Source organism: Deinococcus budaensis (genome assembly GCF_014201885.1).
Classification (GTDB): domain Bacteria; phylum Deinococcota; class Deinococci; order Deinococcales; family Deinococcaceae; genus Deinococcus; species Deinococcus budaensis.
Genome location: NZ_JACHFN010000009.1, coordinates 138,505 through 151,479, shown reverse-complemented (window position 1 = coordinate 151,479; position 12,975 = coordinate 138,505). Strand labels below are relative to the sequence as shown.

14 protein-coding genes are annotated in these 12,975 nt (G+C 71.2%); 3 read left to right on the top strand and 11 right to left on the bottom strand.

The genetic code is table 11. The features are described 5' to 3' along the window. Positions 1-210: 210 nt before the first annotated feature. Complete coding sequence (locus HNQ09_RS12925) at positions 211-1,113, top strand: alpha/beta hydrolase (protein ID WP_184029958.1); 903 nt, start codon at positions 211-213, stop codon at positions 1,111-1,113. 11 nt (positions 1,114-1,124) lie between these two features. Here the strand turns inward: HNQ09_RS12925 and HNQ09_RS12920 are convergent, their stop codons facing one another. Continuing rightward, positions 1,125-1,556 (bottom strand): hypothetical protein, encoded by a 432-nt coding sequence (locus HNQ09_RS12920; protein WP_184029955.1) that lies wholly within the window; start codon positions 1,554-1,556, stop codon positions 1,125-1,127. A gap of 267 nt (positions 1,557-1,823) precedes the next feature. Here HNQ09_RS12920 and HNQ09_RS12915 point away from each other — a divergent pair, with 267 nt between their 5' ends. Next, the gene (locus tag HNQ09_RS12915) at positions 1,824-2,852 is read left to right on the top strand and encodes an aldo/keto reductase (protein WP_184029952.1); all 1,029 of its coding nucleotides are present in this window, start codon (positions 1,824-1,826) and stop codon (positions 2,850-2,852) included. 89 nt (positions 2,853-2,941) lie between these two features. Continuing rightward, the gene (locus tag HNQ09_RS12910) at positions 2,942-3,688 is read left to right on the top strand and encodes a chlorite dismutase family protein (protein WP_184030011.1); all 747 of its coding nucleotides are present in this window, start codon (positions 2,942-2,944) and stop codon (positions 3,686-3,688) included. Positions 3,689-3,761: 73 nt separating this feature from the next. Here HNQ09_RS12910 and HNQ09_RS12905 read toward each other — a convergent pair whose 3' ends face one another. From HNQ09_RS12905 to HNQ09_RS12860, 10 genes are all read right to left on the bottom strand, one after another. Then, positions 3,762-4,130: a hypothetical protein gene (locus tag HNQ09_RS12905; protein WP_184029949.1), complete on the bottom strand. Its 369-nt coding sequence runs from the start codon at positions 4,128-4,130 to the stop codon at positions 3,762-3,764. Between the two features lie 38 nt (positions 4,131-4,168). Beyond that, complete coding sequence (locus HNQ09_RS12900) at positions 4,169-4,993, bottom strand: hypothetical protein (protein ID WP_184029946.1); 825 nt, start codon at positions 4,991-4,993, stop codon at positions 4,169-4,171. Positions 4,994-5,052: 59 nt separating this feature from the next. Beyond that, positions 5,053-5,703: a response regulator gene (locus tag HNQ09_RS12895; RefSeq protein ID WP_184029943.1), complete on the bottom strand. Its 651-nt coding sequence runs from the start codon at positions 5,701-5,703 to the stop codon at positions 5,053-5,055. Next, positions 5,700-6,758 (bottom strand): DUF4097 family beta strand repeat-containing protein, encoded by a 1,059-nt coding sequence (locus HNQ09_RS12890; protein ID WP_184029940.1) that lies wholly within the window; start codon positions 6,756-6,758, stop codon positions 5,700-5,702. The genes HNQ09_RS12895 and HNQ09_RS12890 overlap by 4 nt, the downstream gene beginning before the upstream one ends. Beyond that, on the bottom strand, positions 6,755-8,488 hold the full coding sequence (locus tag HNQ09_RS12885) for a sensor histidine kinase (RefSeq protein ID WP_184029937.1): 1,734 nt from the start codon (positions 8,486-8,488) through the stop codon (positions 6,755-6,757). The genes HNQ09_RS12890 and HNQ09_RS12885 overlap by 4 nt, the downstream gene beginning before the upstream one ends. 59 nt (positions 8,489-8,547) lie before the next feature. Next, positions 8,548-9,285 (bottom strand): signal peptidase I, encoded by a 738-nt coding sequence (lepB, locus tag HNQ09_RS12880; RefSeq protein ID WP_184029934.1) that lies wholly within the window; start codon positions 9,283-9,285, stop codon positions 8,548-8,550. Next, complete coding sequence (locus tag HNQ09_RS12875) at positions 9,282-9,626, bottom strand: hypothetical protein (protein WP_184029931.1); 345 nt, start codon at positions 9,624-9,626, stop codon at positions 9,282-9,284. Before HNQ09_RS12875 ends, lepB begins: the two co-directional genes overlap by 4 nt. After that, a complete protein-coding gene (locus HNQ09_RS12870) occupies positions 9,623-9,940 on the bottom strand; it encodes a helix-turn-helix transcriptional regulator (RefSeq protein ID WP_184029928.1) in 318 nt (105 codons plus the stop codon). The genes HNQ09_RS12875 and HNQ09_RS12870 overlap by 4 nt, the downstream gene beginning before the upstream one ends. 881 nt (positions 9,941-10,821) lie before the next feature. Beyond that, positions 10,822-12,279 carry a M1 family metallopeptidase gene (locus HNQ09_RS12865; protein ID WP_184029925.1) on the bottom strand — a complete coding sequence of 486 codons (1,458 nt, stop codon included), beginning with the start codon at positions 12,277-12,279 and terminating at the stop codon, positions 10,822-10,824. A gap of 73 nt (positions 12,280-12,352) precedes the next feature. After that, positions 12,353-12,829: an NUDIX domain-containing protein gene (locus HNQ09_RS12860; protein ID WP_184029923.1), complete on the bottom strand. Its 477-nt coding sequence runs from the start codon at positions 12,827-12,829 to the stop codon at positions 12,353-12,355. Positions 12,830-12,975 lie beyond the last annotated feature (146 nt).

The following is a 12,975-nucleotide window of genomic DNA, read 5'->3' as shown; positions in this document are numbered from 1 at the left end:
CTTCCATGCCACCTTGCGCCTGAGATTGGCCCATCTGGTGCGCCGATCCCTCGCCTTCAGCCGCAGCCAAGTCCACCTGGAAACCCTGGTTTGGCTCTTCCTCCACCGCTACAACCGGTCATTACCTTGAAAACCACGACCAGGCGAATTTTCTCGCGGCCTCCGCCGTCTGGCGGGTGCGCGCGACGTGACCGGCCATTACGCTGACGCATGACCGCGACCCCGTTTGAAGAGTGGCAACGCGACCTCTTTGCCCACCACGGGGCCGGGCGACTCCGGGAGGCGCTGGCCGTGCTGGCCGCGCCCCCAGCGGACCTGACCCCGGCGCAGCGGGCGCGGGCAGACTTCTGGGCGGCCTGCCTGCACGCGCAGCTCGGGGAACCCGGGGCGGCGCTGACGGCGCTGGAGCGCGTCCGCGACCGGGGCGAGTGGCTCGCGCCCGCGCTGCTGGAACGTGACCCCGACCTCGCCCCGCTCCGGAGCCTGCCCCGCTTCGGGGCGCTGCTGGCGGCCTGGCGGGCGCGGCAACGTGAGGAAGCCGGGCGTCATTCGCCGTCGCTGACGGTCTGGGCCGCGCGGGAAGCGGTCCGGGGCACCCTGATGGCCCTGCACGGCAACGCCCAGGCGCCGGACTCGCTGCGTCCCCTCTACGCCGATCTGACGGCCCAGGGCTGGCGGGTCGCGCTGGCGGGGAGCGGTCAGTTCGGCGGCCCCGGCGCCCTGGTCTGGGACGACCCGGCGCAGGCGGACGCCGAGGTCGCCGGGTGGGCGCGTGAGGTGGGTGGGCGGCCCGTGTGGGCGGGGTTCAGCGCGGGGGCCGGGGTGGCGCTGCGGGCGGCCCTGGGGGGCGCGGTGCCCGCCTCGGGCGTGCTGGCTGTCTCGCCCAGTCTGCCCGCCGGTTTGCTGGAGCTGACCGCCCCGGCGCGGGTTCCGGTCGCCCTGGTGCTGGGCGAGGCCGACCCGCACACGCCCCGGGCGCGGACCCTGGCGGGGAGGCTGCGCGGGGCGGGTGTCCCCGTGAATGAGTGGACCCACCCCGGCGGGCACACCCACCCGGACGGTTGGGCGGCGCTGCGGGCGGGGGCGCTGGCGTGGCTGACCTCGGCCGTCTAGGGGACAGGGGTTCAGCTGGGCAGCAGCGCCAACAGCTCGCGCCGGAGCGCGGTGTGTTGCTGGTAGAGATCGAGGAGAATGTCCAGCAGCACGGTCAGGCGGTCGAGGGTGGTTGCCAGGGCGGCCCGCTGTGGGGCGGCGGCAAGTTGGCGGGGGGTAAAGTCGCCGGGCAATTCGCGCAGCAGGGCGTGGAAGGTCAGGGCCGGGTCGAGGGTTTGCGCCGCTATGCCGCTGACGTGCGTGGCGAGCGCCTCCAACTCCGAGAGCTTGAGGTAGACGTTGGGTGGCACGAAGCCCACGTCGGCGGTGAGCATTCCCGTCCAGGCGGGCTGCGGCAGCGTGGGAATGGTCAACCGCAGGTGAAGTTGCGTGGGTTGATCGGCGTCCGCTCCACTGGAATCGGCGCGGCCAAGCAGCGCCCGAAAGGTGGCCAGGGAACGCAAGGTTGCCTCTACTTGCGCCTGGTTATGGCTGGCGGCCTCGCCACGCACGGACGCGCCGACCGCCGCCAGGACGGCACGCGCCCGGTCCTGACCCTGCCGTCTCGCTGCCCCCACAGTCGCCAGGTACGTTCCGCCGGCTCCTACCAGTGCCCCGGCGAGAGCACCCACGAAACCGATCACGGCCGCATCGTCCACAGCCCGAGCATACGTGGCCTGACCGCTCGTTCGGGGTGCATTGTCCCCTGGGGGCGGTGGAATAGTGCGGCCATGCAAGAGCGCAAGCTTCTCGGCACCGATCTCACCGTCAGCGCGGTGGGCTTCGGCGTGTGGACCGTGGGCACGACCTGGTGGGGCGTCAAGGACGAGGACATGGCCGTGCGCCTGCTGCGCCGGGCCTACGACCTCGGGATCACCTTTTTCGACAACGCGGACACCTACGCCTCGGGCCGCGCCGAGGAACTTCAGCGCCGGGCGCTGGGCGACGTGCGCGAGAAGATCGTGATCGGGTCCAAGTTCGGCTACGACATCTATACCCACCCCGAGCGCCCCGGCCAGCAGGAGCGCCCCCACGACTGGACGCCCGGGTACCTCCGCAAGGCGCTCGAAGGCTCGCTGAAGCGGCTGGGCACCGACTACATCGACTACTATCAGCTGCACAACTGCCGCCTGGACGCGATTCGCCAGGATGACCTGTGGGCCGAGCTGGAAAAGCTCAAGGCCGAGGGCCTCATTCGCGCCTACGGCACCGCGCTGGGTCCGGCGCTCAACGAGCGGCAGATCGAGGAGGGCATCGCCTCCATCCGGGAGCGCCGCGCCCCCACCCAGATCATCTACAACCTGCTGGAGCAGGTGCTGGGCGAGCAGATTCTGCCGGTGGCCGAGCAGGAAGGTGTGGGTGTGATGGCCCGCGTGCCGCACGCCTCCGGGCTGCTGGAAGGCTACATGACCCTCGACACCGAGTTCGAACCCGGTGATCACCGCAACTGGCGCATGACCACCAACGCCCGCCGCAAGGCCTGGATGGAAGACGGCCTGAAGAAGGTCGAGCAGCTTGGCGCCGAGTTCGTGGAGGGCCGGGGCCGGACCATCGGCCAGCTCGCCCTCCAGTTCGCGCTGCGCTCCCCGGCGATGGCGAGCGTCCTGCCCAACATCTACGACGAGAAGGGGCTGGAGGAATACGCCGCGACCTTTGACGCCGCGCCGCTGACGGACGCCGAGTACGACCGGATTCAGACCCTCTACCACGCCAACTTCGGCCTGACGCACGACCTGCGCGGCCAGGCGGTGGCCCAGTGAGCGGCGACGAGCAGAAGCCGACCCAGGTGGGGGAGACGCCGCCCTCGGCAGGAGGCCGCCCTGGAGGTGCCCCCGGTGGCCGCCCCAAGATGATGGTGGACCTCGACCCCAGCGGGCAGGTGACCCAGCGTGACCCGGACCGGGCGCAGCGGCAGTTCCTGAACTACGCCTTTTTCAAGCTCGACCCCAGCTTCCGCCGCCTGCCCCTGCCCGAGCGCGAGGCGCTGAAGGCCGAGTTCCTGGCCGCAGCAGCGGGCTGGGTTACGGACGCCCCCGCCGAGGCGGGGCACATCCAGCGCAGCTACTCGCTGGTCGGCGTGCGCGGCGACGTGGACTTCATGCTGTGGCGCATCGCCTTCGACGTGCGCGACTTTCAGGAGGCGCAGGCCCGGCTGAACCGCACCCGCCTGATGGGCTACCTGACCCAGCCCTACAACTTCATCTCCATGAACAAGCGCAGCCAGTACGTCAACCGCGTGGAGGGCAGCGGGCACGGGCTGGAAATCCTGCCGGGGCAGGGCAAGTTCCTGTTCATCTATCCCTTCGTGAAGACGCGGGCGTGGTACGACCTCACGCCGATGGCGCGCCAGGGCATGATGGACGAGCACATCCACGCCTCGGGTCCCTTCAAGGGCGTGCGGATCAACACCTCGTATTCCTACGGCATCGACGATCAGGAATTCGTGGTGTCGTTCGACTCGGACTACCCGCAGGAGTTCGTGGACCTCGTCCACCGCCTGCGCTACACCGAGGCCAGCAACTACACCCTTCAGGACACGCCCATGTTCACCTGCGTGAAAAAGGACCTGGACGGCGTGCTGAACGACCTGGGCTGAGGCTCAGGCACTGGGGCAGAGGGCGCGGGTGTGGTGCCCTCTGCCTCAGCGTTTGGCACCCCGGCCCTGCAACCTACTGGCTTCCACCTGCCCAGCGTCCCGCGACATAGCCCACCAGGGGCGGCCAGACGGTCACATTCAGCAGGAGAGGGCGCGACCCGCTCGGGAGCACGAGGAAGAGCGCCCAGGTCAGGCTCAGCCCCAGGCAGAGACCCCAGAAGGCGAGTCGACGCTGACGCGCGAGGTGGTCCGGGTCGGCCCCACGCCGCAGGGTGACCAGGGCCAGGAGAGCGGGAGTCAGGGTGAGCGCCAGTGTGACGGCGACGGCCACGCCGAAGCCGGGCAGCAGACCGGGCAGTGCTTCCAGCCTCCATGAGAAGGCTGCCTCCCAGCGCCGCAGCAGAGAAACAAGCGCCGAGATGATGGGCAGCAGGGTGGGCAAGGCCAGCGGCCACAGCCAGGGCGTAAGCGCAGGGCGAGTTACCGGGCCGCTTCCCCGCGTCGTCCTACCCACCAGCCCACCCCGCACCCCAGCATGGGCGGGAGTGCACACAGCAGGATGTAAACCTCCAGCCCCACACCTCCCAACAGACCCGCTCCGAACCCGAACAGCCCCAGCGTCACCGCCAATCCCAGGCACAGGCCCCAGAAGGCGGCGAGGCGGGGCTGCACGGTGCCGTCACGCGCGGCCCGCCCCCGCAGCACCAGCAGCACGACCAGGGCGGGCGCGAGGCTAACGGCGAGCTGCCCGCCGGATGTGAAGACCACGGCCAGCAGCAGGCCGGGAAGGCTCGCCGCGTCCACCAGCCGAGCCTGCCCCAGCCGCACGAACGGCTGCACCGCCACCGCCAGCGACACCAGCGCCGGGGGCAGCAGCGGCCACAGCCAGGGGCGCAGCCTGGGGAGGGGCCAGGCATCCTCCAGCGCGGTGGGGGAGGGCGGAAGGCCGCGCCGCCGCTCCACCAACGACCCCAGCCCCGCTCCGACCAGAAAGGCCGGGCTGAGCGGAAAGAGCCAGCCGAAGAGCATGTAGAGACCCAGTCCGATGTTCGCGTCCTGGTTGTATTTCGGGTGCAGCAGCTCAAAGCTGTACACGGCGGCTCCGAGGGCGGCGGCGACCCCACCTCCCAGGGCCGCCCCAGGACTCGCGCGGGCCAGCCACAGGCAGAACGCGGCGACGACGGCCACGGGGAGCAGCGGCACCCACGCGCCGAGGATCAGGCCCGGCAGGCTCCATTTCCCCGGTTCCAGCAACGCGGCCCGCACCGTGCCCGCGACAATGCCCAGACTCGCAATACTCAGCATCAGCAGAGGCAACCGCCACCCGCTCCAGGCTGACGGCTGACCGCTGGAAGCTGACCGCTTCATTCCAGGCTCGCCAGTCCGTGCCGCAGCGCGTACAGCGCGGCCTGGGTGCGGCTTTCCAGCCCCAGCTTGCCCAGCAGGCGGCTGACATGGGTTTTCACCGTCGCCTCGGTCACGCCCTGGTCCCCGGCGATGTCGCGGTTGGAGTGCCCGCGCGCGATCAGTTGCAGCACGATCACCTCCTTGGGGGTCAGGCTCTCGCGCATGTCCGGCGAGCGGAAGTCGCGCACCAGGCGCCGGGCAGCCTCGGGGTGCAGGCGCACCTCGCCGCGTGCGGCAGCGTGGATCGCGTCGGCCAGCGTGTCGCTCGACGCGTCCTTGAGCATGTAGCTCACCGCCCCGGCCTCGATGGCGCCGTTGACCTTGTGTTCCTCCAGCGTGCTGGTCAGGGCGATGACCTCGGTGTCGGGGTGGGCGCGGCGGATGGCGCGGGTGGCCTGGATGCCGTCCATCACCGGCATCATCAGGTCCATCACGACCACGTCGGGCCTCAGGCGGGCGGCCTCCGAGAGCGCTTCCTCGCCGTTGGCGGCCTCGCCCACGACCTCGATCATGGGGTCGAGGCCCAGAAAGAGGCGCAGGCCCTGGCGCACGACGGCGTGGTCGTCGACCAGCAGCACGCGGACGGGGGCAAAGGGGGCGTCGGTCATGGCCGGGGGTCTCCTTCGGGGGTGGGGGGGGCGCGGCGGGTCAGGGCCGCCGTGGGCGCGTCGAGAAAGAGGTCGAGGTCGGGGGCTTGCAGGGCGCGGGCGTCGGTCGCGGCGGCGTTGCTTTGGCGGATCAGCCCCGGCGGCAACGAGAGGGCGGTGCGGTCGGTGAAGCGCACCCGCGTCCGCACGCCGGGGGGCAGGCTCAGGCGGACCGTGCCGCCCTCCGAGCGCACATCGAAGGTGCCCGCCGCCCCGTCGGGGAGGGTCAGCTCGACGCCGCCCGTGCCGGTGGTCACGCTCTGGTGGTCGGCGCGCGGCAGCTCGCCCCGCACGTCGCCGCTGCGGGTGCCGATGTTCAGGGCCTCGCTGCGGGCCGCGCCCAGCGAGAGCCGCACGTCGCCGCTCTCGGTGTTCACGCGCAGGGCAGGCGAGCGCCATCCGGCCCCGGCGCGTAAGCTGACGCCACCCCCCAGCGTCACGAAGGTCAGCGGGCCGCTCTGGCGTTCCGGCAGGGTCGCCACCACGTCCCCGAAGCCGCCGCGCACGCTCAGCGCCCGCACCCGCAGCGCGTGCAGGTCCAGCCGGGTCTCCCCGACCGCCGTGTCGGTGTTCAGGGTGACGGGCAGCGACCGCGCGAGCTGCACCTCCAGCCGGTGCTGCAAGGCGGGGGTGCCCAGGCCGATCACGCCTTCTTCCAGCGGGCGCACGTCCAGCCGCAGTTCGGCGGCCAGGGTGCCCTCCTCGCGCCGGGTCTGGAGGCTCAGCGGATTGCGCTCGCGGTGCAGCGCCCGTCCGGTCAGTGCCTCCCGCCCCGGCCAGGCGATGCCCGCCACCGTCAGGGCCGTGCGGTCGCCCGTGAGGCGCACGTCGAGGGTCTCGGCGCCGCCCAGGGGCAGGCTCAGCGGCGTCTCCACGGCGCTCAACCCCGGTGTGGGCGTGACCCGCAGCCCGAGCCAGCCCAGGCCCAGGCCCAGCGCGGCCAGCCCCAGGCCCAGCCCCAGCCGCCCCAGCACCGGGCCGAGCGGACGGGCAGGCGGGCGCTGGGCGGCGGTCACGGCCGGGCCTCCAGGGCGGCGGCCTCGGGGGCGGCGGCTTCGGGAGCGGCTGGGGCGGCGGTGGGCAGGGTCAGGGTCACGCGGGTCCCCGCGCCCGGCGCGCTGTGCACGCTCAGGCTGCCGCCCGCGCCCTGCGCCCGCTCGCGCATGGAACGCTGGCCCAGGGTGCCCCCCGGCAGCCGCAGCGGGTCGAAGCCCCGCCCGTCGTCCCGCACCTCGACCGTGACCGCGCCCCCGTGTTCAGCCACCGAGAGCCACACCTCGCGGGCGCGGGCGTGCTTGACTACGTTGTGCAGCGCCTCTTGCGCCACCCGGTAGGCGGCGGCCTGGGCGGCGGGGGAGAGCGGGGGTTCGCGCTCCAGCCGCGCGTGGACCGTCAGGCCGTGGCGGGCGCCCAGCGCGTGGGCATGCTGCGAGAGGGCCGCGACCAGCCCGCCTTCTTCCAGCGCGTCGGGGCGCAGGCTGAACAGCAGCGCCTTCATCTCGGCCACGCCCCCCTCGGCCAGCCGGATGGTGTAGTCGAGGCTGGCGCGCGCCTTTTCGGGGTCGCGGTCGAGGGTGGCCCGCGCGGTCTTGGCTCCCAGGGTGATCCCGTAGAGGGCCTGGGCCACGCTGTCGTGCAGCTCGCGGGCCAGCCGGGCGCGTTCGAGTTCCCCGGCCCGCTCGCCCGCCCGCTCGATCAGCTCGGCGGCGTGCAGAGCGGTGCCCGCGTGGTCCGCGATGGACAGCAGAAAGGCGAGTTCTTCCGGTCCCGGCTGGGTTCCGGGCGCGTACACGGCGCGCAGGGTGCCGCCGTCCGCGCCGCCCGCCACGACCGGCAGGGTCGCCAGCGTCTCCTGCTCGCCCACGTAGCGCACGTTGGCCCCGCCCGCCGGGGGAGGCGCGACCGGGCCGTGCAGCGCCGGGTGGTCGGGGCCGCTGCTCGCCCGCCGGGTGCCGTCGGGGGCGGTCAGGGCCACCGCCCGCGCCCGGCTGGCGTCCCGCGCCTGCCCGGCCAGGTCCGCCAGGGTCGCGCCCAGGTCGTCGCCCAGCGCGACCCGGCCTGCCGCCCGGCGCAGCGCGGCGACCTCGCGCCGGGCTTCGGCCTCGCCCCCCGGCGCGGCGAGCAGCGCGAAGGCCAGCCACGCCCATACCCGGCCCAGCAGGTTGAGCACCCCCGCCGTGACCAGCAGGCCGCCGGCCCCCGCCAGCGTCAGGCCCACCATGCCGGGCGCCGTCAGGGTGACCCGCCCGCCGCCCCAGGAGATCGGCAGCAGTTCCGGCTGCGCGGCCCACCACGGCGCCGCCAGCGCCAGCGCCGAGGCGCCCAGCAGCGCGCCCAGCACCAGCCAGCACACGGCGGCCAGCGGGAACTGCACGAGGTGAAACATCAGCGCCCGGTAGGTCGCCCCGTCCGCCAGGGTCGCGCGCAGCCAGGGCAGCACGCCCGCGTAGGCGGGGGGCGGCGCGCGGCGCGAGAAGCGCAGCCCCAGCAGCCCCGCCAGCCAGCGCTGCACGTCGGCCAGCCCCGGCACCAGCCAGAGGGTGCCCAGCAGCAGCGCCGCCCCCACCAGCAGCGGCAGCGTGAGCACACCCAGCAGCGCCCCGACCACCAGCAGCCCGAAGACCATCCCGCCCAGCGGCAGCGCCAGCAGCAGGTACAGCGCCACCCGGTAGCTGTGCCCGTCCAGCAGCTCCGCCAGCGGCCCGGAGCGCCCGGGGGAAAGAGGCGAGGTCATCACGTCCATCATGCCCGCAGCCTAGGGTCAGGGTGGAGAGGGAGCGTCCGCCGAAAGGGGGAAGGGGCTTGCTAGCGCACCTCGTCTAGCCCGGGGGGCGGCGTCAGCAGCCGGAGATTGGGGTGGGTTTCGCCGCCGGGGGTCTCAGGAGGTTTCTGCCCATCGCAGGGAGGGGCACTCTGCTGAGGCACCCGCAACGGCCACACGCTCGCCAGCGCCCGCCCGGCGATGTCGCCCACATGGACCGGCCCGAAGGCGCGGCTGTCCAGGCTGCCGCCGGGGCTGCGGTTGTCCCCCAGCACGAAGACGTGCCCGGGCGGCACCGTCACCTCCGCCTGCCCGGTGCGGGTGGGCGAGGCCGCCACACTGTTCGCCAGCGCGCTCCCCCGGTCCAGGCACGCGCCCTGCCAGTAGGGGAGGGTCCAGCCCTGGTCCACCGCCCGCCCGTTCACGTACAGGTCGCCCCGCTGCATGGTCACCCGGTCGCCGGGCAGCCCCACCACCCGCTTGACGAGGTACGGGCGGTACGTCCACGGCAGGGTCACTCCCCGGTACTCGTGGGTCCACTCGTAGCTGGCGGCGCGCGGCGGCTTGAAGACCACCACGTCCCCCCGCGCGTAGCCCCCCAGCCCGGCGCGGTAGGCCCAGCCCTCCACCTTCGGCACGGCCAGCCATTCGCCGTCGCGCAGGCCGGGCAGCATGCTCGTGCCGTCCACCTGCACGGCGGTCGCCCCGAACTGGGTCAGCAATAGCGCGAAGACGACCGGCGATCCCCACTCGCGCCAGAGCTTCAGGAGGCGGGCCTTCACGGCCGGGCCTCCTGCACCGGGGCGGTAGTCGGGGCCGCGTGGGTCCACAGCGCTGAGGCGGCGCCGCCCAGTGCCCCCGCCATCAAAAGCGCCCGCAGCAGCAGGGGCAGCGTGTGGGTTCGCGCCAGCCCCAGCGCCGTGCGGGTGGGCGGGCCGAAGTCGCGCAGGGCGGCGGCCCAGGCTTCCGCTTCCGGTATCCCGGCGGTGAGGTGGTCGAGCATCGTCTGGTGCAGGTTGGCGTGCAGCTCGCGGCGGGTGGTCGCGCGGGCGTGCAGCGGCAGCAGGCGGGTCGCCCCGTCCAGATACGCCGTGACGGTGGGCGGAATGTCGGGGCAGCTCACCACAGGCTCCGCAGCGCCCGGTCGAAGGTGTCGTAGCTTGCGCGGCGGCGCTCCAGCTCGGCGCGGCCCGCCGCCGTCAGCGTGTAGGTGCGGACGGGCGGCCCGCCCCGCGCGGGCGTCTCCTCCTGCGCCCCCAGAAATCCGGCGCGTTCCAGGCGGTGCAGCGCCGGGTACAGGCTGCCCGCGTTGAGGGTGAAATAGCCATGCGTCAGCGCGTTCACCCGCTTGGTGATGTCCAGGCCGTAGCCGCCGCCGCGTTCCAGCACGCTCAGCACGATCAGGTCGAGGTTGCCCTTGAACAGGTTGAGGTCCACGTCTCGCCTCCGGGTATCAGCATCCGATATCAGGAAGTGAGAACGGTGAGGAAAGAAGACAGAGTGGCTTTTTACGAGGTAGTGGCATGCTCAGGTAATGAATCTGACTTGTTGGGGGAGTAACTCACCCAAAAGGTAAAGACTACTGTTGATTTTCAGGAGTAACAGGAAAGGTCCCTGGTTTTGACCGTTCTATAGAATTCATTTCGTCTAACAAATCCCTCGCATTGTCGGATATATTGATCTTGTTCTGTCTTTCCGATAAAAAGCATACAATAGATATAATTAGGAATGCTAAACTGCACAGACCGTTTACGTATAATGATAAAGTATCTCGATTAGAGGTTCTCAAAAATATCAACCAATTTATGGCACAAGGGACCGCTACACCCAGAGCACCCGATCCAAGAATGGTCCACCATTGCGTAGAAGGTTGGATCTTGTTTGCCAGCCTCTTTAAACGCTTCCATTCTAATCTACTGAGAGACAATCCAATTCTGTCATCATCAGAGCGCTGTAGGGGTATAATGAGTGTGCCGTTAACTACTAAGTCTTGCTGGCGAGTTTCCTGGTTATCAAGCGTCATTTTTAGCAAGATCCAATGCTAAGTAGAAGGCTTGGACAGGTGGCTTCCCCTCTACCTTCTCTATGAACTCTATAGACTTCCATGGAATAGACAGCTCTCGTTCCGGAGAGGAAAGCACTAAATAACTCGGTGGAGCATCCTTCAAAGTTTCATTGATAAACGAGTAGTATTTCCATGTTGCATTCATAAGAGCCATTCTTTGTCCACTCACAAGATGGATGACTATATGGAAGCGCGATGCTGATTCAGGGCTAGCTAGAGGTAAGGACACTCTCCAAGGTTACTCTCAGGTCCTCTAGCGTGCTACCACCACCGGCAACGGCGGCAACTCCTCCGCTTCCACCCACTCCCTCAGCGCCGCCTCGCCCGCCGGGCCAGCCTGAGCGCGGGCGAAGGCGAGGAAGGCCGCCGTGTCGATGGTGCCGCCCGAGAACCGCGCCGCGTAGGCCCGCAGAAAGGCGCGGAAGGCCGTGTCTCCCACCGCCGCGCGCAGGGCGTGCAGGGCCAGGGCGCCGCGCTGGTAGGCGCTGAGGTCGAACAGTTGCGAGACCTGGGTGGCGACCAGGGGCCGGGTGCCCGCCCGGCTCAGGTTGGCGTGCCAGCGCGCGGCGTAAGCCTGGCCGTCGCCGCCCTGGCTTTCCGTCCACAGCAGCTCGGCGTAGGCGGCAAAGCCCTCGCTGAGCCACACGTCGGCCCAGCGCGCGGGGGTCACGTCGTTGCCGAACCACTGGTGGGCGATCTCGTGGACGGCGGTGCGCTCGGTGCTCATGGACAGCGGCATGGTCGAGAGTGTGGCCGTCTCCAGCGCGGGCAGCCGGGGCGTCACGACCCCCACCCCGTAGGCGCCGAAGGGGTACGGCCCGAACCAGCCGGATAGCACGCGCAACATCTCATCCGTGCGGGCATAGGCGGCGCGGACATTCGGCGGCGTCCCGACCGGGAAGTAGTCGCGGCGGAGGACGGCGGCCCCACCCTTCCCGACCGGCACCCCGGGCGCCGTCACCCGCTCGAAGCGGTCCACGAAGAGGCCCAGCGCATAGGTGGGGATGGGCTGGGCCTGCGTGAACACGAAGGTCCGCGCGCCGTTCGCTCCCGTCACCACCGGCCCCTCCACCCCGCTGGCCGCCGCCGCGAAGCCCGCCGGAACGGTCAGGCGGGTGGTGAAGGTCGCCTTGTCGGAGGGGTGGTCGTTGGAGGGCAAGAAGGTGTGGGTGCCGTTCGGCTCGCTGAGGGTGAAGTTGGCCCCGGCCCGGTCGCCTGCGGCGGGAACGCTCTGCCAGCCCAGCCGCACCGCCACGCCGAAATCGGGGTCGAGGACCTCGCCGGGCAGGCCCCGGTACTCGACCGTCAGCCGCGCCGTCTGCCCGGGCCGCAGCGGGGCGGGGGGGGTCACGCTCAGCTTCCCGGCAGTGCGGTCCACCCGGAAGGGCGCGGGTTGCCCGTTCCAGCGCACGGCGCTCACCGCCGGTCCCAGAAAGTCCAGCCGCAGCTCGGCCAGCGGGCGCGTCGCCGCCAGCGTCAGCGTCACGGCGCCGCGCAGCCCCGGCGTGCCGGGCCGCTCGACCGTCAGCGACAGGTCGTAGTGCCGCACGTCCAGCCCGAGTTGCCCCAGGCCGGGAAAGAGGGGGTCCCCCAGCGTACGCGCGGCCTCGGCGGCGGAGGCCGGGGGCGTGGGGAGAGGTTGCGCTGGAGCCGTGCTCAGCATCGCCCACAGCAGGAAAAGAGGCCGCACCTTCTGGCGTCGGTTGGGCATGGGTGCCCCCAGGCTACGGCCTCTGCGCCCCGCAGAGCGTGCCCCCGCCCGCGAAGTCCGGGTGGGCGGGCCGCTAGATCGGGTAGTACGCCCGCGCCTCGCCGCGCAGGAAGTCGCGGGTGGGCACCCAGATCAGCGGGTTGCGCTCCTCGCACTCGGGGGGCGGGCCGTAGCGGACCAGGCCTTCCACCTGCGCGAAGGGCACCCATTTGACGCCCACCACCTCGGGGTCGGTGGGGTCGAGTTCGCCGTGAAAGGTGGCCGTGAAGCGCCCGAAATTGGCGTAGCACTCGTTGCGGGTGCCCGTCAGCATCTCGCCCTCGAGCAGGCTCACGAACCTCAGGTCGGTGACGGTCAGGCCGGTCTCGACCGCGACCTGGCGCACGGCGGCGTCCGCCAGGCTCTCGCCGGGGTGGGCCTTGCCGCCCGGCAGGCCGTAAAAGATGCTGCCGTCGTCCATGCGTTCCTCGACCAGCAGCAACTGGCCGTCCTGAACGAGGTAGACGTGCGCGGCGCGCTTGATCGGCAGGGTGCGCGACAGGTGGCTCATGTGCCCGGCAGTCTAGCGGGCAGCGGGGCAGGCCGGGTGTGCGGAGGCGCGGCCCGTTGTCCTGGCGGGCGGCGCGGGGCCACAATGAGGCTGCGTTCCTGCCGCCTCTAAACAGCATTGCGCCTCACCGCCGTCCGCAGGCTAGG